Annotated in this window: 20 protein-coding genes; 8 read left to right on the forward strand and 12 right to left on the reverse strand. The window is 73.5% G+C overall.

The window, feature by feature from the left end; genetic code table 11:
* Positions 1 to 58: 58 nt before the first annotated feature.
* From UIS43_RS08205 to UIS43_RS08215, 3 genes are all read right to left on the reverse strand, one after another.
* The gene (locus tag UIS43_RS08205) at positions 59 to 2,092 is read right to left on the reverse strand and encodes a CocE/NonD family hydrolase (protein ID WP_013153930.1); all 2,034 of its coding nucleotides are present in this window, start codon (positions 2,090 to 2,092) and stop codon (positions 59 to 61) included.
* Positions 2,092 to 3,390 (reverse strand): acetyl-CoA carboxylase biotin carboxylase subunit family protein, encoded by a 1,299-nt coding sequence (locus UIS43_RS08210; protein WP_370012925.1) that lies wholly within the window; start codon positions 3,388 to 3,390, stop codon positions 2,092 to 2,094. Before UIS43_RS08210 ends, UIS43_RS08205 begins: the two co-directional genes overlap by 1 nt.
* Before the next feature lie 209 nt (positions 3,391 to 3,599).
* Entirely contained in the window at positions 3,600 to 5,105 is a 1,506-nt protein-coding gene (locus UIS43_RS08215; RefSeq protein ID WP_358171717.1) for a carboxylesterase family protein, read from the reverse strand.
* A gap of 198 nt (positions 5,106 to 5,303) precedes the next feature.
* On the opposite strand from UIS43_RS08215, the gene UIS43_RS08220 reads away from it, so the two are divergent.
* On the forward strand, positions 5,304 to 6,260 hold the full coding sequence (locus UIS43_RS08220) for an NADPH:quinone oxidoreductase family protein (protein ID WP_071622402.1): 957 nt from the start codon (positions 5,304 to 5,306) through the stop codon (positions 6,258 to 6,260).
* Positions 6,261 to 6,422: 162 nt separating this feature from the next.
* Here UIS43_RS08220 and UIS43_RS08225 read toward each other — a convergent pair whose 3' ends face one another.
* A complete protein-coding gene (locus UIS43_RS08225; RefSeq protein WP_013153934.1) occupies positions 6,423 to 6,716 on the reverse strand; it encodes a GNAT family N-acetyltransferase in 294 nt (97 codons plus the stop codon).
* Positions 6,717 to 6,866: 150 nt separating this feature from the next.
* Here UIS43_RS08225 and UIS43_RS08230 point away from each other — a divergent pair, with 150 nt between their 5' ends.
* Genes UIS43_RS08230 through UIS43_RS08245 form a run of 4 tightly spaced genes read left to right on the forward strand, consistent with a single transcriptional unit; the run spans position 6,867 to position 10,636 of the window.
* On the forward strand, positions 6,867 to 7,622 hold the full coding sequence (locus UIS43_RS08230; protein WP_013153935.1) for an SDR family oxidoreductase: 756 nt from the start codon (positions 6,867 to 6,869) through the stop codon (positions 7,620 to 7,622).
* Between the two features lies 1 nt (position 7,623).
* Complete coding sequence (locus tag UIS43_RS08235) at positions 7,624 to 8,400, forward strand: SDR family oxidoreductase (protein ID WP_013153936.1); 777 nt, start codon at positions 7,624 to 7,626, stop codon at positions 8,398 to 8,400.
* A complete protein-coding gene (locus UIS43_RS08240; protein WP_370012926.1) occupies positions 8,397 to 9,422 on the forward strand; it encodes a phosphotransferase family protein in 1,026 nt (341 codons plus the stop codon). Before UIS43_RS08235 ends, UIS43_RS08240 begins: the two co-directional genes overlap by 4 nt.
* 2 nt (positions 9,423 to 9,424) lie before the next feature.
* Positions 9,425 to 10,636, forward strand: coding sequence for an acyl-CoA dehydrogenase family protein (locus tag UIS43_RS08245; protein ID WP_013153938.1), 1,212 nt, complete (start codon positions 9,425 to 9,427; stop codon positions 10,634 to 10,636).
* Between the two features lie 80 nt (positions 10,637 to 10,716).
* Here UIS43_RS08245 and UIS43_RS08250 read toward each other — a convergent pair whose 3' ends face one another.
* The 3 genes from UIS43_RS08250 to UIS43_RS08260 all read right to left on the reverse strand — a co-directional run bounded on the left by UIS43_RS08250 (position 10,717) and on the right by UIS43_RS08260 (position 12,664).
* On the reverse strand, positions 10,717 to 11,331 hold the full coding sequence (locus tag UIS43_RS08250) for a TetR/AcrR family transcriptional regulator (RefSeq protein ID WP_013153939.1): 615 nt from the start codon (positions 11,329 to 11,331) through the stop codon (positions 10,717 to 10,719).
* A gap of 99 nt (positions 11,332 to 11,430) precedes the next feature.
* Positions 11,431 to 12,186: an HD domain-containing protein gene (locus UIS43_RS08255; RefSeq protein ID WP_013153940.1), complete on the reverse strand. Its 756-nt coding sequence runs from the start codon at positions 12,184 to 12,186 to the stop codon at positions 11,431 to 11,433.
* 61 nt (positions 12,187 to 12,247) lie between these two features.
* Positions 12,248 to 12,664: a VOC family protein gene (locus UIS43_RS08260; protein ID WP_013153941.1), complete on the reverse strand. Its 417-nt coding sequence runs from the start codon at positions 12,662 to 12,664 to the stop codon at positions 12,248 to 12,250.
* Between the two features lie 85 nt (positions 12,665 to 12,749).
* On the opposite strand from UIS43_RS08260, the gene UIS43_RS08265 reads away from it, so the two are divergent.
* Both UIS43_RS08265 and UIS43_RS08270 read left to right on the forward strand, forming a co-directional pair.
* Positions 12,750 to 13,346: a TetR/AcrR family transcriptional regulator gene (locus tag UIS43_RS08265; protein WP_358171723.1), complete on the forward strand. Its 597-nt coding sequence runs from the start codon at positions 12,750 to 12,752 to the stop codon at positions 13,344 to 13,346.
* 93 nt (positions 13,347 to 13,439) lie between these two features.
* The gene (locus UIS43_RS08270; protein ID WP_370012927.1) at positions 13,440 to 13,919 is read left to right on the forward strand and encodes a GbsR/MarR family transcriptional regulator; all 480 of its coding nucleotides are present in this window, start codon (positions 13,440 to 13,442) and stop codon (positions 13,917 to 13,919) included.
* A gap of 13 nt (positions 13,920 to 13,932) precedes the next feature.
* Here the strand turns inward: UIS43_RS08270 and UIS43_RS08275 are convergent, their stop codons facing one another.
* From UIS43_RS08275 to UIS43_RS08290, 4 genes are read right to left on the reverse strand one after another with little or no spacing between them, the layout of a single operon-like run.
* On the reverse strand, positions 13,933 to 14,715 hold the full coding sequence (locus UIS43_RS08275) for an ABC transporter ATP-binding protein (protein ID WP_013153944.1): 783 nt from the start codon (positions 14,713 to 14,715) through the stop codon (positions 13,933 to 13,935).
* The gene (locus UIS43_RS08280) at positions 14,712 to 15,818 is read right to left on the reverse strand and encodes an iron chelate uptake ABC transporter family permease subunit (protein ID WP_013153945.1); all 1,107 of its coding nucleotides are present in this window, start codon (positions 15,816 to 15,818) and stop codon (positions 14,712 to 14,714) included. Before UIS43_RS08280 ends, UIS43_RS08275 begins: the two co-directional genes overlap by 4 nt.
* Positions 15,815 to 16,840, reverse strand: coding sequence for an iron ABC transporter permease (locus tag UIS43_RS08285; RefSeq protein WP_013153946.1), 1,026 nt, complete (start codon positions 16,838 to 16,840; stop codon positions 15,815 to 15,817). The genes UIS43_RS08280 and UIS43_RS08285 overlap by 4 nt, the downstream gene beginning before the upstream one ends.
* 8 nt (positions 16,841 to 16,848) lie before the next feature.
* A complete protein-coding gene (locus UIS43_RS08290; RefSeq protein WP_041553181.1) occupies positions 16,849 to 17,880 on the reverse strand; it encodes an iron-siderophore ABC transporter substrate-binding protein in 1,032 nt (343 codons plus the stop codon).
* A gap of 290 nt (positions 17,881 to 18,170) precedes the next feature.
* Here UIS43_RS08290 and UIS43_RS08295 point away from each other — a divergent pair, with 290 nt between their 5' ends.
* A complete protein-coding gene (locus UIS43_RS08295) occupies positions 18,171 to 18,395 on the forward strand; it encodes a hypothetical protein (RefSeq protein ID WP_013153948.1) in 225 nt (74 codons plus the stop codon).
* Positions 18,396 to 18,627: 232 nt separating this feature from the next.
* Here the strand turns inward: UIS43_RS08295 and UIS43_RS08300 are convergent, their stop codons facing one another.
* Positions 18,628 to 20,301, reverse strand: coding sequence for an alpha-glucosidase (locus UIS43_RS08300; protein WP_071622406.1), 1,674 nt, complete (start codon positions 20,299 to 20,301; stop codon positions 18,628 to 18,630).
* Between the last annotated feature and the right edge of the window lie 102 nt (positions 20,302 to 20,403).

Raw genomic sequence — 20,403 nt, forward strand, 5'->3', positions numbered from 1 at the left:
CTCCTCCCCGTACCCGCGGTGGCGGGGACCGGTCGCACCCGACCGGTCCCCGCCCGGGTCAGACGTGGTCCCGCGGGATCACCGAGGTGTAGATCTTGGTGGCCACGCGCCGCGTGCCCTCGTAGGCGTCCAACGTCGCGTGCAGGTGGAAGTCGGTCGCCGTGGACGTGAGCACCGTGTGGGTCCTGGTCCGCACGGACCAGTCGCCGCGGGCGAAGCCCATCGTCCACACCGCCTCGCCACGGACCGAGTCGTGGTCGTCGCCGACCCTGCTGTAGCGCTCCTCCGCCCGACGGGTCACCTCCAGGCCGATGTCGTCGAAGCGCACCGTCCCCAGGTCCTTGACCACCTCCAGCGCGGCCCCGTAGCGCACCAGGTCCTGGGTCAGGTCCCACCGCTCCTCGCCCGGAGCGATCCGGCTCGTCGCGATCGGGGCGGTGCCCTCGGGCTCCCCGAAAGCGGCCACACCCCGCCCGTCACCACCGCCCTCGACCGGACGCACCGGAAGCAGCACACGGGTGTGCTCCCCCTGGAACACCGAGAGGGTCACCGGCTCGGGCGAGGGCCACACCAGCGGCCAGTAGGAGGTGGAGACCGAGACCCGCACCCGGTGCCCGGCCGGGAATGCCTGGGCCACACCGTTGAGGGGGACCGACACGCGGTACCGGCGCCCGGGCACGAGCTTGCGCGGCCTCTCGTGGCCGTCGGCGTGGGTGAGGTTGAGCAGCCCGTAGGTCACCCGCGTGGCCTGCCCCTGGGGCGCGACGTCGCACAACCGCACCGCGACCATCGCGTCGGGCCGGTCCACCGCCAGTTCGAGTTCGACCACCGCGGAGCCGAGGATCTCCAAGCGCCGGGGAAGCGGCACGCTGTCGAAGACGATGGACCCGCCGTCGTCCTCGCGCTGGTCGTAGGGCAGGTCCGGAGGGGCGTTGTACGAACACCACTTGCCCGCGTGCTGTCCGGTGGACAGCGGGGAGGACAGGGTCAGCACGTCCTCCCGCCCCGAGGGCTCCCCCTCCGCGAGCACCCGGCCCGCGCCCAGGTCGCGCGGTACCAGCGCGACCTCCGGCGAGGGCCACTCCCGCTCACCGACCCAGCGCCCCGGCCGGGCCTCGTAGGAGGTGGAGGGCGCCACGCTCTCCTGCATCCAGGCCCGCAGGACGGGCGCGTCCATCACGTCGTTGTCCACGCCCTTGAGCCAGCGGTCCCACCAGCGCACCACCTCCTGGAGGAAGCCGATGGCGGGGCCGGGCTGGCCCAGGTGCGGGTACTTGTGCGACCAGGGGCCCAGCAGGCCCAGACGGGGGACGCTCAACCCCTCCAGCAGCCGGAAGACCGAGTTGGAGTAACCGTCGGCCCACCCGCTGACGGCCATGACGGGCACCCGGATCGCGTCCAGGTCCTCGGCCACCGAACCGTGCCTCCAGTACGCGTCCCGGTGCTGGTGGCGCAGCCAGGTGTCGAGCCACAGGCCGCTGTGCTCCAGCCGCTCGTGCCACATGTCGCGCCAGCGCTCACCGACCAGCTCCGGATCGGGCGGGCAGGAGTTGTAGGCGAACATCGTGGAGGCCCACGACAGGTTGTCCCCCAGCAGGCACCCGCCCATGTAGTGCACGTCGTCGGAGTAGCGGTCGTCGGTGGAGCAGGCGGTCACGATCGCCCGCAGGCTCTCCGGCCGCCGCGCGGCGACCTGGAGGGCGTTGAACCCGCCCCAGGAGATACCCATCATCCCGGTGCGGCCGTCGCACCAGGGCTGCTCGGCGAGCCAGGCCAGCACCTCCTCCGCGTCCAGGAGCTCGCGTTCGAGGTACTCGTCGGTGAGCACCCCCTCGGAGTCGCCGCTGCCGCGCAGGTCCACGCGGGCGCACGCGTACCCGTGCCCGGCCATGTAGGGGTGGTGCACCGAGTCGCGCTGCGCGGTCAGGTCGCGCCTGCGGTACGGGATGAACTCCAGGACCGCCGGCACCGGGGCCTCCTCGCTCCCCACCGGACGCCAGATCCGCGCGGCCAGCCGGACCCCGTCGCTGATCGGGATCAGGACGTACTCGTCCTCGCGGACCTCGTGGGGCAGGTCGCTGACGGTCCTCATCACCGGACCCCCTCCTGTCGGACGTCGTCGGTGTCATGGACCGTGAAGGGCAGTTCCGCCACGCAGGCCCGGTACCTGCGCTCGCACTCCTCGCTGTCCCCGCCGCCCACGAACACCTGGGCCAGCTCGAAGCTGTAGCTGTCCTGGAGGGGCAGGTCGGAGAGCCGCTGGCCCTGGCGCGCGACGATCTCCACCTTCGTACCCGGCGCCGTCTTCTCCGCACGCGCGACGTCCTCGGCGGTGGGCACCGCCGCGACGAAGCCGTCGCGGAAGCGGCGCAGGAACCACTTGGCGGCCACCGCGTACCGCCCGCCGCGCTCCAGCTCGGGCTCCTCCCCCAGCGCGACCCTCAGGCAGATCTCGTGGTTGGACACCCCGCGCACCAGTTCGAACAGCCTGGCGTGCGACTGGGAGTGGCGCGGGTTGATCTCCAGGAGCCGGACGTCGCCGCTGCGCGGATCGTGGAAGTACTCGATGTTGAAGGTGACGTCGTCCAGGCCGATCCGGGAGATCACCCGTTCGGACAGCTCGATCAGGCGCGCGCCGACCTCTTCGGGCACCCTGGACGGGTACTCGTAGCGCAGGAAACTGGACGTGCCCGGATAGCGGTGGGAGTCGACGATCCCGTAGACGTGGGGAACGCCCCGACGGACGTAGCCCTCGACGGTGAGCTGGTCGCCCGTGGCCTCCTCCTCGGCCAGCGCGGCCGTGCCCCCGCACCCGGCCACCTCCGGGGGCAGCCGCAGCAGGTCCATCACCCACTGGAAGGACGTGCCGAAGCGTCCGGCGCCCGCCCTGATCCGGTCCATCGCCGCACGGAACTCGGCGTCGTCGGCGGCGCGGAAGGCCAGTTCGGAGGAGCACGACTTCACCGGCTTGACCCACAGCGGGTAGGACAGCCCCTCCGGTTTGGCCGTGGTGTCGAGGCCGACCTCGGCGAACCGGGGAACGGCCTCGGGGATGACGGCGCGCTGCTCCAGACGGCTCCAGTACTTGTGCTCGCACCGGACGACGGCTTCCAGGGGCGCGCACGACAGCCCCCGGTCCCGGCACAGCAGCGGCACCAGCGAGCTGACCGGGAAGTCCCAGAACCCGATGACCGCGTCGACCCCCTCCCCGAAGGAGTCGAGCCTCCCTGCGGCCAGGGCCAGGACCGCGGGCAGGTCCACCGGCCGGTCCTGGCCGATCTCGTCGAGGTCGAGCAGTTGGAGGAAGCGGTAGCCGCGTTCGGCGGGCAGCGAGCGCAGGACCTCCCGGTTCTGGTCGTCGAGCCCCAGGACGAAGACGTTCGTGGTCATCGGGCACCTCCGGCGGGGTGGTGCCAGCCGGCGGCCACGCCCCCGCACCGCAGACCCGGTGCGCCCCGGCCACCGGCGCCACCCACTCCTACCTGTGAGGATGCCCCTCTCCCCCACCCGTCCCGACCGGACCGCGAGGCGTTTTCCCAACCTTTACCGGCCGCGGGTCGAAGCGGGACGGCGCACCGGCCGCCGCGCGGGGAGCCCGCCTACCGGGGAGCCAGGGCCACCCCGGCCCACAGCGCGCGCACCGGCGAGGAGTCACTGGCGTGCAGCAGGTCGTCGGCGTCCCATACCTTGACCGCGGTGGCCCCGGCCGTCACCGCGGGCCAGCCCGGGTCCCCCGTGGCGGCGAAGTCGCGCCAGGCCGCGACCATCCGCCCCGACAGCGCCCGGTGGGCCTCGCTGGGCTCGCCGTCGAGCAGGAACCGCCCGAAGTCGGTGTCCAGGTTGCCGAACGCGAACGGCAGGTCGAAGGCGTGGCAGGCCCCCAGGCGCCCCTCCATGGCCGGGCTCTCCGCGGCCAGCCGGAAGAAGTGGGCGCGGCCCCCGGCCGCGGCGTGCGCCTCGGCGAAGCGCACCGTGTACTCGCAGAACAGCGCGTCGCCCTGGATCGCGGCGAACAGCTCGCGCAGCGTGGCCCCGGGATGCACCGACCGGTAGGCGGCCACCGCGTCCTCCCCCAGCCCCAGGCGGGAGGCGGTCACCGCCAGGGCGGACTCGTCGTCGATCTCCACGCTCTGCCCCAGCTCGGTGAACAGCCGGTACTCGTGGGCGTTGTGGCCGACCAGCAGGTCCACCCCCGAGGCGGCACCGCGCGCGACCGCCTCCAGCGGGGCCTCGGGCAGGTCGGGCCCGCCGACTACGGGAGCGAAGCAGGTGAAGGGCTTGGTGCGCACGCCCCCCGAGCCGCCGGAGGGGGCGGAGTCGAGCACCGCGTCGGTGGCCTCCAGGAGCTTCTCCGGTGCCAGCGCGGCCAGGGCCTCCGCCTCCAGCGGCACGCCCGCGGCCGCGGCGATCCGCTCGGAGACCAGCCGCGCGGTGTCCGGGGTGAGCATGTCCCCCGGCACGCTGTGCGCGATCGCGCGCCGGAAGAGGCCCCGGGCCCGCGGCGAGGCCATCAGGCACGCGACCGAACCGGCCCCGGCGGACTCCCCCGCCACCGTCACGTTGTCGGGGTCTCCCCCGAAGGCGGAGACGTTCTCCCGCACCCACCGCAGGGCGGCGGCCTGGTCGAGCAGACCGCGGTTGTCGGGGCGGCCGGGCACGTGACCGAAGCCCTCGAAGCCCAGGCGGTAGTTGATCCCCACCACGACCAGGCCGCTCTCGGCGAGCCGGGTGCCGTCGTAGGTGATCTCGGAGGCCGCTCCGACGATGTAGGCACCCCCGTGGATCCACACCAGCACGGGGGCGCGGTCGCCCTCGCGGGCGGCGGTCCACACGTTGAGCGACAGGCAGTCCAGGGACGTCCCCGGGGTCCAGGGCGCCGCGCCCAGGAGCTGGTTCCCCTGCGGGGGCGGAGGGCCGAAGGAGGTGCAGTCGCGGACGCCGTCCCAGGGGGCGGCGGGCGCGGGGGCGGCGAAGCGATCTTCTCGGAAGGGGGCGGCGGCGTAGGGCACGCCCCGGTAGACGGCGACCCCGCCGCTCTCGGAGCGCGGCGAGGCGGTGCCCCGGACCCGTCCGGCTGCTGTCGTCACTGTGTACTCGGCGTCCACGTGCGTCCTCCCCATCGGTGCGCGGCACCCCACACCTAACAACGTTAGGCAGACCGGCGCAAGACCCGGGGGCGCCACCGCGGCGACGCCGCCGCCCGCGACACCCGTCCGAACGGCCGGGACGCGGCGGGCGCCCGAACCCGACCGACCGGTAACATACCACCTGGTCGGTATGAACAGACGAAGGAGGGGACGCCCATGCGCGCCATCCAGATCACCGAGTTCGGCGGACCCGAGGTCCTGCGCCTCACCGAACTGCCCGACCCCGAGGCGGGCCCCGGCGAGGTCCTCGTCGACGTCACCCGCGCCGGGGTCAACTTCGCCGACACCCACCAGGCCGAGAACAGCTATCTGGCCCCCGCCACGCTTCCGCTGGTCCCGGGCATGGAGATCGCCGGACGCACCGCCGACGGCCGCCGCGTGGTCGCCCTGACCACCAGCGGCGGCTACGCCGAGAAGGCCACCGCCGCCACCGGCACGGCCTTCGACGTCCCCGACGGGGTCTCGGACGAGGACGCGCTCGCCCTGATCGTGCAGGGCGCCACCGCCTGGGTGCTGCTGCGCAGGTCCGTGCGGATGGACCCGGGCGAGACGGTCGTGGTGCACGCGGCGGCGGGCGGCGTGGGCACGCTCGCCGTCCAGTTGGCCAAGCGGTTCGGCGCCGGGCGGGTCGTCGCCGTGGCCAGCAGCGAGGACAAGCGCGCGCTGGCCGTGGAGCTGGGCGCGGACGCCGTCGTGGACTCGGCGGCCCCCGACATGACCGAGGCGCTGATCGAGGCCAACGGCGGCCAGCGCGTGGACGCCGTCCTGGACATGGTGGGCGGCCGGGTCACCGACCAGAGCGTGCGGGCACTGGCGCCGTTCGGACGCCTGGCCTTCTACGGAATGGCCTCGCGCGAGCTGCCCAGCCCGGTGCAGCCCGCCAACCTCATGCGCTTCTCCACCAGCGTGAGCGGCATGTGGCTGCCGCACGTGTGGACGCTGCCGGGCGACGTGATGAGCCGGGCGATGGCCGAGCTGTTCACACTGGTGGCGGAGGGGCACCTGAGGCCCGTCCTGGGCGGCTCCTACCCCCTGGGCGAGGCCGCGCGGGCACACGAGGCGCTGCGCTCCCGGGGAACCGTCGGCAAACTCACCCTCGACACTACCGCCTGAGAAAGCGCCACCTTTACCGCGTAGATCACTAAATGTCCGACGTGTCGGATTTCAACGGCCCGGAGGCGGACCGGCGCGAACCCGGTGAGCGCCGCGCCGGTCCGCCGCGCCGGACGGACACCGCCACGGGGAGCCCGGGGGGAGCCCTCCGCGCGGCCGGCCCTACTCGGCGGCGCTGCGGTAGACCAGGTCGGTGTAGTCGGGGTGGCGCTGGATCCACCCCTTGACGAAGGGGCACAGGGGCAGCACCGCCAGGCCCCGCGGACGTACGTCGTCCAGGGCCCCCCTGACCAGGGTTCCGCCCAGGCCCCGCCCCTCGTGGGCGGGGTCGATCTCGGTGTGGGTGAAGGTCACCATGTCGTCGGTGAGGATGTACTCGGCGAACCCGGCCACCTCCCCGTCGACCCTGATCTCGTAGCGTTTCCTGTCCCGTACATCGACCACGTCGGTCGTCATGGAAGCCCTCACTCTCCGGCCCGCGGGGGGACGTCGTCGGCCCGCGCCGCCATTGTCCCGCCTCGGCGTCCCTTTCGCCTCTTGCGGCACGCACCTCCCCCGACATAGAGTCGCCCTGACATACCGACCAGTCGGTCTAAGGAGAGCGGAATGACATCCCGGTTCGGCGGGCGGACCGCCATCGTCACCGGCGCGAGCCGGGGCATCGGCCTGGCCGTCGCCCAGCGGCTCGTCGACGAGGGCGCGCGCGTGTGCGTCACGGCGCGCAGGCCCGAGCCCCTGGAGGAGGCCGTCAAGGCCCTGGGCGGACCCGAGCACGCCATCGGCGTCCCCGGCCGGGCCGACGATCCCGAGCACCAGGACGCGGCCGTGGCCGCCACCCTGGAGGCCTTCGGCAGCATCGACATGTTCGTCAACAACACCGGCATCAACCCGGTCTACGGGCGGATGATCGACCTGAACCTGGACGCGGCCCGCAAGATCTTCGAGGTCAACGTGCTGTCCGCGATCTCGTGGACGCAGAAGGCCTACCACGCCTGGATGGCCGAGCACGGCGGCGCCGTCGTCAACGTCTCCTCCGTGGCCGGGACCAGGCCCGCCCCCGGCATCGGCTTCTACGGCGCCACCAAGGCGACGCTCATCCACGTCACCGAGGAGCTGGCCGTCGAACTGGGCCCGGGGGTCCGCGTGAACGGCGTCGCCCCGGCCGTGGTCAAGACCCGGTTCGCCGCCGCCCTCTACGAGGGGCGCGAGGAGGAGGTCGCCGCCCAGTACCCCCTGGGGCGCCTGGGCGAGCCCGAGGACGTGGCGGGCGCGGTGGCCTTCCTGCTCTCCGACGACGCCTCCTGGATCACCGGCCGCACCCTCGTCCTGGACGGCGGCCTCACCCTCACCGGAGGTGTGTGACATGGACCTGACCGACACCGGGGCCGTGGTCACCGGCGCGGGCAACGGCATCGGCGCCGCGATCGCGCGCAGGCTCGCCGGAGCCGGGGCGCGCGTGGTGGTCAACGACCTGGACGCGGGCGCGGCCGAGGCCGTGGCCGCCGAGATCGGCGGGGTGGCCGTTCCCGGAGACGCCGCCGGCGAGGCGGGCGTCACCGCGCTCGTGGCCGAGGCCGGGGCGCACCTGGGCGGCATCGACCTGTACGTGGCCAACGCGGGCGTGGGCGTGGGCGGCGGCCCCGAGGCCCCGGAGTCCGACTGGGACCTGGCCTGGCAGGTCAACGTGATGGCCCACGTGCGCGCCGCCCGCGAGCTGGTGCCCGGCTGGCTGGAGCGCGGGCGGGGCCGTTTCCTGACCACGGTGTCGGCCGCGGGCCTGCTCACGATGCTGGGCAGCGCGCCGTACTCGGTGACCAAGCACGCCGCTCTGGCCTTCGGCGAGTGGATGTCGGCCACCTACGGCGACCGCGGGATCACCGTGCAGTGCGTGTGTCCGATGGGCGTGCGCACCAACCTGCTGGAGAGCAGCGGCGACACCGGCAGGGCCATCCTGTCCCCGGAGGCGATCACCCCCGAGGAGGTCGCCGACGCGGTGATGGTCGGCCTGGCCGACGGGCGCTTCCTGATCCTGCCGCACCCCCAGGTCGCCGACCACTACGCGGCCCGGGCCGACGACACCGACCGCTGGCTCGCGGGGATGCGCCGCCTCCAGGCCAGGGTCTTCGAGGAGCGGGCGTGAGCGGCGAACACACGGACGCGCTCCCGGGCCTGGACCTGGCCGGCCTGCGCGCCTACCTGGACGCGGCCGTGCCCGGCCTGGTCTCGGGCCCCCTGGAGGGCCGGGTGGTCGCGGGCGGCAAGTCCAACCTGACCTACGTGGTCACCGACGGCGCGGGCAGCTGGGTGGTGCGCCGCCCCCCGCTGGGCCACGTGCTGGCCACCGCGCACGACATGCCCCGCGAGTACCGGGTGATGAGCGCGCTGCGCGACACCGCCGTGCCCGTCCCCCGCACACACGTCCTGTGCGAGGACGCCGAGGTGCTGGGCGCGCCGTTCTACGTCATGGAACACGTGGCGGGCACCCCCTTCCGCACCCGCGACGAGATCGCCCCGCTGGGCGCCGAGGGCGTCCGCGGCCTGGCCGAGGCGCTGATCGCCACCCTGGGCGAGCTGCACGCGGTGGAGCCCGAGGAGGTCGGGCTGGGCGACTTCGGCCACCCGCGGGGGTTCCTGGAACGCCAGGTGCGCCGCTGGGGCAAGCAGCTGGAGGCCTCCCGCAGCCGGGACATCCCCGGCATCGACGAGCTGCACGAGAGGCTCGCCGCGACGCTGCCCGAGCAGTCGGCGCCCGCGATCGTGCACGGCGACTACCGCCTGGACAACGTGCTGGTCACCTCCGGAGGTCGCATCAACGCGGTCCTGGACTGGGAGATGGCCACGCTCGGCGACCCGCTCGTGGACCTGGGCCTGATGCTCGTCTACCAGGCGCAGCCCGTGGGCGTGGGCGCCGTGCCCGCCACCTCCGCCGAGGGCTACCCCTCCCCCGAGGAGCTGGTGGGCATGTACGCCGCCGCGACCGGCCGCGACGTGTCCCGGCTGGGCTGGTACGTGGCCCTGGGCTGCTTCAAGCTCGCGGTGATCGCCGAGGGCATCCACTTCCGCCACAGCCGGGGACTGACCGTCGGAGCGGGCTTCGACCGGATCGGCGAGGTGGTCGCGCCCCTGGTGGAGCGCGCCCACACCATGCTCGAGGAGGACTGAATATGGACTTCGCCCACGACAGCGAGACCGAGGAACTGCGCGAACGGCTGCTCGCCTTCATGGACGAGCGCGTCTACCCGGCCGAGGCGGTGCTGGAGGAGCAGCTGGCCGTGCGCGAGGACCGCTGGTCCACCGCGCCGGTGGTGCGCGAGCTCCAGGCCGAGGCGCGCGAGCGCGGGCTGTGGAACCTGTTCCTGGCGGGCCACCCCGAACACGGCGGCCTGCCCAACCTGCGGTACGCGCCGCTGGCGGAGATCACCGGGCGCAGTCCGCGCCTGGCGCCGATCGCGCTCAACTGCGCCGCGCCCGACACCGGGAACATGGAGGTGCTGACGATGTTCGGCACCCCCGAGCAGCGCGAGCGCTGGTTGGAGCCCCTGCTCGACGCCCGGATCCGGTCGGCGTTCGCGATGACCGAGCCCGCGGTGGCCTCCTCCGACGCCACCAACATCACCACCAGCATCGTCCGCGACGGCGACGAGTACGTGGTCAACGGACGCAAGTGGTACATCACCGGGGCCCTCAACCCCGAGTGCGCCGTGTTCATCGTGATGGGCAAGACCGACCCCGAAGCCGAGCGGCACAGGCAGCAGAGCATGGTGCTGGTGCCGCGCGACACCCCCGGGCTGACGGTCAGGCGGGGCATGACGGTGTACGGCTACGACGACAGCGACCACGGCGGCCACGCCGAGGTCGTGTTCGAGGACGTGCGGGTGCCCGCCTCGAACCTGGTCGGCGGTGAGGGCGAGGGGTTCGCCATCGCCCAGGCCCGGCTGGGGCCGGGCCGCATCCACCACTGCATGCGCGGCATCGGCATGGCCGAGCGCGCCCTGGAGCTCACCTGCCGCCGGGTGCTGGACCGCGTGGCCTTCGGGAGGCCGCTGGCCGAACAGGGCGTGGTCCGCGAGTGGATCGCCGAGGCGCGCGTGGCCATCGAGCAGCTGCGGCTGCTGGTGCTCAAGACCGCGTACCTGATGGACACCGTGGGCAACAGGGGCGCGCACACCGAGATCCAGGCGATCAAGATCGCCACCCCGCGCACGGTGGAGTGGATCCTGGACAAGGCGATCCAGGCGCACGGCGCGGCCGGGGTCAGCCAGGACCTGCCCCTGGCCGGATGGCTGGCGGGGGTGCGGTCGCTGCGGCTGGCCGACGGGCCCGACGAGGTGCACCTGCGCTCGCTGGGCCGCGCGGAGCTGCGCAAGTACCGCTAGCGGCGCGTGCGCACCCCGGGGAGCGCACGAGGGGGCCGGACGCGTCGCGTCCGGCCCCCTCGCCGTCGGGTCCCCCGCGCTCAGGCCCCGGGGCGCAGCCCCGCCACGAGCAGGTCGGCGAAGTGGCGCCCCACGTCCTCGCCGCTGAGCGCGCCGCCCGGGTGGTACCAGGTGCTCAGGTGGTGCACCGAGCCGAAGAAGTAGTTCACCACCAGGTCGGCGGAGACGTCGGTGCGAAAGACCCCCTCGTCCTGCCCCTGGGCGACCATGTCCCGGAAGATCTCGTGGTAGCGGCGGCGCTCGGCGCGCACGGCGCGCCGCTTGTCCTCGCTCAGCTGGTGCATGGAGCGGAAGAAGATGACGGTGTCGTCGAGGTTGGCGACGCTGGTGACGATGACGTCGGCCGCGGCGGCGTGCACGCGGTCGGCCACCGGCTCGTCCCGCGAGGCGATCCGCACCAGGTGCTCGGTCTGCATGCGCAGCACGCGGGCGTAGACCTCGTAGAGCAGGTCGTCCTTGGAGCCGAAGTAGTGGTACATGGCGCCCTTGGTGACGCCCGCAGCGGCCACGACCTCCTGCACGGAGGTGCCCTCGTAACCGTTGGAGGCGAACAGGCGCGTCGCCGCCCCAAGGAGGCGCTCGGGTACCGATCCGGTCGGTGTGTCGGCCTCGGCCGTCCGCTGTCCTCGCGCCATGTGCTGCCCCCGCCTCGTGCCCCGTCAGTCCCGGAAATACCGGCCGGGACAGCATACCGACCGGCTGGTACCCGACGCCACGCACACGGATGCCGTCGCTCACACCACCCTCAGGTCGACCTTGCGCCCGTCGGGGTCGGTGAGCACGCGGCGCCCCGGCTCCAGGGGCGGGACGGCGCGGTCCCCTCGCACGGTGAACCCGAGGCGCGCCGCGCCCGTGGAGCGCTCGGCGGTGGCCGGGTAGATCTCGACGACCGCGCCGCCGTCCAGTTCGGCCGCGTGGTGTTCGGGCCCGGAGCCGTGGCGCTCGCGGACGAAGCGCAGACCGAGCCCGGTGTAGAAGGCGCGGCACTCCTCGACCCGGCCGGTGTGGAGGACCAGGAGCGTGCCACGCGGGAGCGCCGCTTCGGGGAGCCCGTCCTCCTGCGGGCCCTCCTCCAGGATCCGCCGGGCGCGGGCGTACTTGGCGCGCAGCCGCCGCGCCCGTTCGTCGGGCAGCAGGGCCAGGCGGCGCTCGTCGGAGTTGTGGGCGTTGTCGGCGAGCTTGACCAGCCTGCCCAGCGGGTCGGCGGCGGCGCGGCGCACCATCTCCTCGTAGGGCTCCCCCGGGCGCCGGGTCACCGACTCCACCGCGCGCACGACCTCCTCCGGGCACCCCCGCGCGCGCAGGTCGTCGGCGGTGATCGGGGTGTCCTCCAGCACGTCGTGCAGCACTCCGGCCGCCTGGGCGCGCTCTCCGTGCCCGGCGAGCAGGTCGCGCACCGCGAACACGTGCTCGGCGTAGGGCCGGCCGGCCCGGTCAACCTGCCCGGCGTGGGCCTCCTCCGCCAGGCGCGAGGCCTGTTCCAGCGTCATCGCCACCGCCTCCACCCCCCGTCACGCCGACGGTACCGGGCGCGCGGGGACCGGACGGCCCTCACCCCCGCACGAAGTTGTCCCCGTACTCCTCCGAGGGCGCCACGGGCGTGATGACGTCGACCAGCACCCCGCCGGGGTCGGCCACGATGAAGTGCCGCTGGCCGAACGCCTCGGTGCGGATCCCCAGTTCGGGCCGCAGGCCGCCGCGCACCACCAGGCGCTCCCACTCGGCGTCCACGTCCTCCACCTCGAAGTTGAGCAGCAGGCCCTGCACGGGCCTGCGGTAGCCCTCGGGGACGGTGGGGTGCCCGGGGTCGAGCAGGGCCAGTTCGTACTCGGGCGGGCCGGGCCTGCGCAGGCTCACGTACCAGTCGGCGGCGAAGGTCTCCTCGAAGCCGAACAGGCCGACGTAGAAGTCGCGGCACTCGGCCAGACGGGGCGTGCCGAGCACCGGATAGAAGCTGCTGAGCCGCATGGAATCCACCTTTCACGTACCTTCGGTATGTGAAGATACGCTATTGGCATACCTTCGGTATGTCAACAAGGGGGAGGTCGGGTACATGGCCGCGGAACCGGGCAGCCGCGCGCGGCAGCGCGAGCGCACCAGACGCGTCCTGCTGGGCGAGGCCCGCAGGCTGTTCGCCGCGCACGGGTACGGCGGGGTGGGACTGGCCCGGATCGTGGCGGACTCCGCGGTCACCAAGGGCGCCCTGTACCACCACTTCGAGGGCAAGCCGGACCTGTTCCGCGCGGTCCTGGAGGAGGTGCAGTCCGAGGTCGGCGACGCCGTGGCGCGGGCGGCGGACGCGCACGCCGACCCGTGGGACCAGCTGACCGCCGGGTGCCGGGCCTTCCTCACCGCCAGCACCGCGCCGGACGTGCGGCGGATCATGCTGGTGGACGGGCCCGCCGTGCTGGGCTGGAGCACCTGGCGGGCCCTGGACGAGGCCGCCTCGGCCCGCCACCTGGCCGAGGCGCTCTCCGCGCTGGTCGGGGCGGGCGTCCTGGAGCCGGGGCCGGTCGCGCCCGTGGCCCACCTGCTCTCGGGTGCGATGAACGAGGCCGCGCTGTGGCTGGCCGACAGCGACGACCCCGAAGACCTGGAGCGGGTGTGGGAGGCGTTGTCGCGCATGCTGGAGTCCCTGCGCCGCACCTGAACCCCGTCCGCCCCCGGCCGACGCCGGACGGGGGCGGACGGAGCCCTCGGTCAGCGCCCGGAACGCCCCGTGTCAGGCGCTATCGTGGCCCCCATGGCGGAGAGCAGGCGCACGGACGAGGACACGGGGTTCCGCGACGACTTCGTCGGGCGCTTCTCCGAGTACTGGCAGTCGCAGGGCCGTCCCCGCGCCGAGGGCTACCTGCTCGTCGCCGACCGCGAGGCGGTGAGCGCCGAGGAGATCGCCGACGGCGCCCGGGTCAGCCGGGGATCGGTGTCGCAGTCGGTGCGCCGTTTGCGCGAGATGGGCTTCGTGGAGCTGGTCCCCGCCCCCGGGAGCCGCTCGCGGCTGGTGGCCATGGACGAGGACGTCTGGGGCGGGTTCCTGCGCAACGAGCGCTCCTACCTGCGGCGGCAGAGGGAACTCGCGGCGTCGGCGCTGGAGCGCCTGCCCGGCCTGAGCCCGCCCGCGCGCACCCGGCTGCGCAACATGCACGACTACATGACCTGGCTGGACGAGTACCACGACACCCTGCTCTCCTCCTGGGAGGAGTACAAGGCCCGACGGCGCTGAGGGCCCTGAGGGCTCAGACGCGCTCGTGCGGGATGACCAGCGGCGTGCGGGTGCGCGGGTCGGGCACCACGTCGCAGGGCAGCCCGAACACCTCCCCCACCAGGCGGGCGGTCACGACCTCCTCCGGAGGGCCGTCGGCGACCACCCTGCCCGCGTCCATCAGCACCAGGCGGGTGGCGAACCGGGCGGCCTGGGCCAGGTCGTGCAGGACCGCGACCACCGTGCGCCCCCGGCGGTGCAGGTCGGCGAACAGCTCCAGCAGGTCGTACTGGTGGGCGATGTCCAGGTAGGTGGTGGGCTCGTCCAGCAGCAGGACGCCGGTGTCCTGCGCCAGGACCATCGCCACCCAGGCGCGCTGGCGCTGGCCGCCCGAGAGGGAGCCCACCTGGGTGTCGGCGAGGTCGGTCAGCCCGGTCAGCTCCAGCGCGCGGCCGATCGCCGTCTCGTCCTGGGGGCTCCACTGGCGCACCAGCGTGTGGTAGGGGAAGCGGCCGCGGGCGGCCAGGGCCCGCACGGTGATGCCCTCGGGGGCGGTCGGGCTCTGCGGCAGCAGCGCCATCTGGCGCGCGACCGCCTTGGCGCGCTGGCCGCGCACGTCACTGCCGTGCAGCAGCACCCGCCCCGACATCGGCTTGTTCACCCGCCCCAGGGCCTTGAGCAGTGTGGACTTGCCGCAGCCGTTGGGGCCGACGATGACGGTGAACTCGCCCTCGGCCACCCCCAGGTCGAGGTCGCGCACGACCGGTTCGGCCCCGTACCCCAGGGTCAGGCCCTCCGCGGACAGCACCAGACTCACAGCACACCCTTTCGCCATTCACGAATCAGCAGGTAGCCCAGGTAGACGCCGCCGAGCCCCATGGTGAAGACGCCGACCGGCAGCCCGTCCCCGACCGGGGACTGCTGGACGGCCAGATCCGCCGCCACCAGCAGCAGGGCCCCGACCAGGGCCGACAGCACCATGTTGGGGCCCGGCACGGCGGAGAGCCGGCGCGCGATCTGCGGCGCGGTCAGGGACACGAACGCGATCGGACCGGCCACGCTCACCGCGGCCGCGGACAGCACCACCGACAGGCAGACGGCGGCGGTGCGCGTGGTGGAGGCCCGCGCGCCGAGGGAGTCGGCGAGCTCGTCGCCCATCTCGTTGAGGGAGACCGGTCCGGCCAGCGCCGCCACGAACGGCAGCGCCAGCAGCAGAACCGCCCAGATGGTGGTGGCGTGCTCCCAGGAGCGGGCGCCCAGACTGCCGTTGACGTAGGCGGACAGGACGCTGGCCTGGTCGCGGGCCATCACGGACACGACGAAGTGGGTGAAGGCCTGCGCCATGGCGGCCACCCCGATGCCCGCCACGATCAGGCGGCCGGGGTGGCGCAATCCGGTGCCGGTCACCGTGGCCACGACGACCATGGCCAGGGCGGCACCGGCGAGGGCGCCCAGCGGCACGGGGAGCACACCGGGCAGGACGAGGGCGGCGAAGGCCGCGCCCGCCCCGGCACCGGCGCCGAGGCCGATGACGTCGGGGCTGCCCAGGGGGTTGCGGGTGACGGACTGGAAGAGCGCGCCCGCCAGGCCCAGGGCGGCGCCCGTGCCCGCGGCCACCACCAGCCGGGGACCGCGCAGCCGTTCGAGCACGAAGGTCTCGGTGGCCTCGCCCCCGCCCGTCAGGACCGCGGGCAGCCGGGTCAGGGGCACGCCGAGCCGTCCGAGGGCGAGCGTGGCGGCCGCGGCGGCGACCAGCAGGAGCAGGAGTCCGGCCGCCCACAGCAGCGAGCGCCGGTGGACGGGCAGCGCGACCGGGCCCAGCCTCAGCACGGGCGGGGAGGCCTTCAGGGGTCGGGCGCGCCCGTGCTCTGGCCGGGCCGGGCCCGCCGGGGCCGGGGACGTGCGGGTGGTTCGGGTCATGGGGTACTCCGCATCCTGCGGACCGCGTACAACAGGACGGGCGCACCGACGAACGCGGTGACGACGCCGACCATGAGTTCGGTGGGGCGCACGATGGTGCGGCCGACGACGTCGGCGAGCAGCAGCAGGGTCGGGCCCACCAGCAGCGCGAAGGGCACCTGCGCGCGGAAGTCGACACCGACCAGGGCGCGCACCACGTGCGGCACGGCCAGGCCGACGAAGGCGATGGGCCCGGCGGCCGCGGTGGCCCCGGCGGCGAGCAGGGTTCCCGCGACGAGCCCGGCCGAGCGGATCCACACCGTGTTGGCGCCGGTGGCGATCGCGGCCTCCTCCCCCAGGGCCAGGGCGTTGAGGCCGCCGCAGACCACGAGGGCGAGCAGGACGCCGACGCCGATGACCGGCAGCACGGACAGGATGACGTCGTAGTCGCGCCCGGCCAGGGAGCCGACCACCCAGTAGCGGTAGCTGTCGAAGGTCTCGGGCAGGCTCAGGGCCACCGCCTGGACGTAGGCGGTGAGCACGGCGGAGACCACCGCGCCCGCCAGGACCAGGCGCACCATGCCGCCGTCGCCGCCGCGACTGCCCACCGTGTAGGCGGCCAACCCCGCGACCAGGGCCCCGGGCAGCGCCCACCAGACCGTCGCGGTGACCGAGGTGGGGCCGAACAGCGCGGTGGCCGTGACCACCGCGGCGGCGGCCCCGGCGTTGACGCCCAGCAGGCCGGGGTCGGCGAGGGGGTTGCGGGTGATGCCCTGCATGAGGGTGCCCGCCAGGGCCAGGGCGGCCCCGGCCACCACCCCCAGGACGGTGCGCGGGTAGCGGCTCTCCACCACCGTGGTGGTGAAGGAGTCCGCCCCGCCGGTGATCGCCGCCCACACGTCGGCGACCGGTGTGGGCCTGCTGCCCATGACGAGGCTGAGCAGGACCGCACCCGCCAGCGCGGCGACGCCCGCACCGAGCACGAGCGCGGTGCGGGCGGGACGCGTGCGGGGCGCGGCCGCGGATGTCTTCGCCCTGACCATGGAGGTGCTTAGCTCTCGATGTTCTGGACGGCCTCTTCGATCATGGGCACGTAGCGGTCGATGACCCAGGGGACGGTCAGCGGGTTGATGATCGAGGAGGCGGTGACGAAGGAGTTGTCCTCGGAGGCGACCACGGCGCCGCTCTCGACGGCGGGGATGGCCGCGTACAGCTCCTGGGCCTCGATCTCGGCGCGGGTCTCGGGGTCGCTGTAGAACGTGAAGAGCAGGTCGCTCCCGGAGAGCTGGTCGGCGTTCTCCAGGCCGATGATGGCCGAGTCGGTGCCCTCGGTCTCGGGGAAGGTCTCCACGACCGGGTCGACGGTCAGGCCCAGCCCGCGGACCATGGCCACGCGCTGCTCGTCGGGCAGGAACACGCCGAGCGTGCCGGGGCCGTCGGTGTAGACGTAGGAGAAGGTCAGGTCGGCGAACTGCTCGTTGGCCGCCGCGGCCTCGTCGAACTGCGTCTCGATGTCCTGGATGAGGCCCTGGGCCTCCTCGGGCTGGCCGAGCGCCTCGCCGATGATCTCGATCTGCTGGTCCCAGTCGGTGCTCCAGGGCAGCTCGGGGTAGGCGACCGTGGGGGCGATGTCGCTCAGGATGTCGTACTGCTCCTGGGTGACGCCGGACCAGGGGGCGAGGATGACGTCGGGCTCCAGCTCGATGATGGCCTCGAAGTCGATGTCGTCGGCGCCGGTGAACTGGGTGGGCAGCTCCTCGCCCGCCTCGGTGACCGCCTCGTGGATCCACGGCAGGTAGCCGGTGTCGTCGCTGCCCCACTCGTAGCTCTCGACACCGACGGGCACGACGCCGAGGGCGATGGCGGTCTCGGCGGAGCCCTGGCCGAGGGTGACCACGCGCTCGGGCTGCTCGGGGATCTCGGCGGTGCCCAGGGCGCTGTCGATGCTGACCGGGAACTGGCCGCCGGCGGTGTCGCCGCCGCTCTCACCGGTGCTCTCCTCCGCGCTGCCGCACGAGGTGAGGCCGACGGCGAGGAGGGTGGTGAAGGCGATGCCGCTGACACGGCGAAGGGTGGAGGCCATGCTCACACTGCTTTCTTCGTCATGGGGAGTGGCCGCGCCGTGTTCGGGCGGGCCGTTTCCGCGCATGGGGCGTCCCGAGGGGAAACACGGAGGACAGAACGGGAGGATCCCGGCGAAACCAAGGTTAGTCTAACCTCACTCAGTTCGGATTTCAAAAGTTCTGAACTCCGGACGCGGGCCCCGTCCGCCGCTCCCTGCCCCCACCTGACGCAGCCTTGACCTGCCATGGAGCTTGTCCGAGATCTCCTCGGGAAGTGCCTCTAGAGGCAACCACCAACGCGAGGAGCACCATGATCGCCAAACTGTCCCAGATGGGCGTCACGTCCGAGATGGCCTACGGAGCCGGGCTCGCCTCCATCGGACTCAGCTTCCTGAGCTGGGCCACCTCCCTGAAGAAGGAGGAGGGTACCGGGCTGGCCCGCGCCGACCGGTGGGGAATCTTCATCGGTGAGTGGGCGCCCACCTTCTTCGCGATCGGCGTCGCGCTTCGGCTGGAGGAGTCCACGAAGAAGTAGGGCCGCGCCGCGGCGTCCGGGGACCCGGACGCGACGCGGGCGGACGGGTCGCGCGCCCGGTCGGAGCCGCTCCGGCCGGGCGCGACGCGTGTGCGGCGCCGACCGCAGCGCCGTGCGCCTCCGCGCCGGTGGGGACGGGCCGCGTACCGGTTCCCCGCCCCTCGCACGCCCCCACACCGCGACAGGGTCCGGGTTCCGCCGCCCCGGGGAGGGGACCGGCGTCCGCCCCCGCTCAGCGGCCTCCCAGGTGGACGCGGGCCTCCCAGGGCCGCAGCGGCGCGAAGGCGCCCTCGTCGGGGTGGTTGCCGATCAGGCGGACCGGGTCGCGCCCGGCGGCGGAGGGGTCCAGCTCCAGCGGCACCGTCCGCGCGCTCCAGTTGGCCACCACCAGCAGCACCCGGTCGTCGAGGACCCTCCGGTAGGCGTAGACCGCCGGGTCGTCCTCCAGCAGCGGCTCGAATCGGCCGTGCACGACCACCGGGTGCTCCCGGCGCAGCGCGATGAGCCGCCGGTAGTAGTGGAAGACCGAGTCCGGGTCGGCCACGGCGGCCTCGGCGTTGATCTCGGTGTGGTTGGGGTTGATCGCGATCCACGGGGTTCCGGTGGTGAAACCGGCGCCCGGCGAGGCGTCCCACTGCATGGGCGTGCGCGCGTTGTCGCGGCTCATCCGGGCGATGGCCGCCATCGCCTCCCCCGGGTCGGCCCTGCCCGTGTCCACCACCGCGCGGTGGTGGTTGAGCGTCTCCACGTCGCGGTAGTCGGCGATGTCGCCCATGTGGGCGTTGGTCATGCCCAGTTCCTCGCCCTGGTAGACGTAGGGCGTGCCCCGCATCATGTGCAGGGTCGTGGCCAGCGCCGTGGCCGACGCCACCCGGTGGTCCTCGTCGCCGAAGCGCGACACCACCCGGGGCTGGTCGTGGTTGTTCCAGTACAGGCTGTTCCACCCGCGCTCGCCCATGCCGGTCTGCCACCGGTTGAGGGACTCCCGCAGGCGGCGCAGGTCCGGGGGCCGGGGGTCGAACTTGCCGCCGGGCCCGTGGTCCAGGTCCATGTGCTCGAACTGGAAGACCATGGACAGCTCGCGCCGCTCGGGCATGGTGTGCAGCAGGGCCTGCTCCACGTCCACTCCGGGCATCTCGCCCACGGTGAGCACGTCGCGGCCCTCGAACACCTCCCGGTGCATCTCGTGCAGGAACTCGTGCAGGCGGGGGCCGTTGACGGCGTGGTCGGCGAAGATCCCGTGGTCCCCCGCCAGGGGCCCGTCGGGCATCTCGGGGGTCTTGGAGACGAAGTTGATGACGTCCATGCGGAAGCCGTCGGCGCCGCGGTCCAGCCACCAGCGCGCCACGTCGTGCACCGCCGAGCGGACCCTGGGGTTCTCCCAGTTCAGGTCGGGCTGGCGGCGGGTGAACAGGTGCAGGTAGTACTCGCCGCTGGTCTCGTCGCGGGTCCAGGCGGGACCGGAGAAGACCGACCCCCAGTTGTTGGGCGGGCCTCCGTCGCGCCCGGGCCGCCAGAAGTAGAAGTCGCGGTGTTCGGGGTCCCCAGCGCGGGAGGCGGTGAACCAGGGGTGCTCGTCGCTGGTGTGGTTGACGACCAGGTCCATCACCAGGCGCATGCCGCGCCCGTGCAGTTCGTCGCGCAGGCGGTCCCAGTCGGCCAGGGTGCCGAACCGGGGGTGGATGTCCAGGTAGTCGCTGATGTCGTACCCGTTGTCGTCCCAGGGCGACGGGTAGACGGGCGACAGCCACACCACGTCCACGCCCAGCAGCTGGAGGTGGTCGAGTCTGTCGATGACGCCGGGCAGGTCGCCCACGCCGTCGCCGTCGCTGTCGTTGAAACTGCTCGGATAGATCTGGTAGACGACGCTGGACTTCCACCAGTCGGGGCTGCTCTCCAGGGGCACGGGCGTCCTCGGGTGCGTAGGGGGCGGGGAGGCGGGCCCCGGCGGTCGTCGGGTGTGGGGACCCGGTACCGGCAGTACCCGGCACGGGGGCGGCCGACACCG

This window comes from Nocardiopsis sp. LDBS0036 (assembly GCF_041228755.1).
GTDB lineage: Bacteria > Actinomycetota > Actinomycetes > Streptosporangiales > Streptosporangiaceae > Nocardiopsis > Nocardiopsis dassonvillei.

Bases quoted from the DNA above. Each gene is read 5' to 3' on its own strand.
- UIS43_RS08205 (WP_013153930.1), bottom strand. From the start codon at position 2,092: ATGAGGACCGTCAGCGACCTGCCCCACGAGGTCCGCGAGGACGAGTAC.
- UIS43_RS08210 (WP_370012925.1), bottom strand. From the start codon at position 3,390: ATGACCACGAACGTCTTCGTCCTGGGGCTCGACGACCAGAACCGGGAG.
- UIS43_RS08220 (WP_071622402.1), top strand. From the start codon at position 5,304: ATGCGCGCCATCCAGATCACCGAGTTCGGCGGACCCGAGGTCCTGCGC.
- UIS43_RS08225 (WP_013153934.1), bottom strand. From the start codon at position 6,716: ATGACGACCGACGTGGTCGATGTACGGGACAGGAAACGCTACGAGATC.
- UIS43_RS08230 (WP_013153935.1), top strand. From the start codon at position 6,867: ATGACATCCCGGTTCGGCGGGCGGACCGCCATCGTCACCGGCGCGAGC.
- UIS43_RS08235 (WP_013153936.1), top strand. From the start codon at position 7,624: ATGGACCTGACCGACACCGGGGCCGTGGTCACCGGCGCGGGCAACGGC.
- UIS43_RS08245 (WP_013153938.1), top strand. From the start codon at position 9,425: ATGGACTTCGCCCACGACAGCGAGACCGAGGAACTGCGCGAACGGCTG.
- UIS43_RS08250 (WP_013153939.1), bottom strand. From the start codon at position 11,331: ATGGCGCGAGGACAGCGGACGGCCGAGGCCGACACACCGACCGGATCG.
- UIS43_RS08255 (WP_013153940.1), bottom strand. From the start codon at position 12,186: ATGACGCTGGAACAGGCCTCGCGCCTGGCGGAGGAGGCCCACGCCGGG.
- UIS43_RS08260 (WP_013153941.1), bottom strand. From the start codon at position 12,664: ATGCGGCTCAGCAGCTTCTATCCGGTGCTCGGCACGCCCCGTCTGGCC.
- UIS43_RS08265 (WP_358171723.1), top strand. From the start codon at position 12,750: ATGGCCGCGGAACCGGGCAGCCGCGCGCGGCAGCGCGAGCGCACCAGA.
- UIS43_RS08270 (WP_370012927.1), top strand. From the start codon at position 13,440: ATGGCGGAGAGCAGGCGCACGGACGAGGACACGGGGTTCCGCGACGAC.
- UIS43_RS08280 (WP_013153945.1), bottom strand. From the start codon at position 15,818: ATGACCCGAACCACCCGCACGTCCCCGGCCCCGGCGGGCCCGGCCCGG.
- UIS43_RS08285 (WP_013153946.1), bottom strand. From the start codon at position 16,840: ATGGTCAGGGCGAAGACATCCGCGGCCGCGCCCCGCACGCGTCCCGCC.
- UIS43_RS08290 (WP_041553181.1), bottom strand. From the start codon at position 17,880: ATGGCCTCCACCCTTCGCCGTGTCAGCGGCATCGCCTTCACCACCCTC.
- UIS43_RS08295 (WP_013153948.1), top strand. From the start codon at position 18,171: ATGATCGCCAAACTGTCCCAGATGGGCGTCACGTCCGAGATGGCCTAC.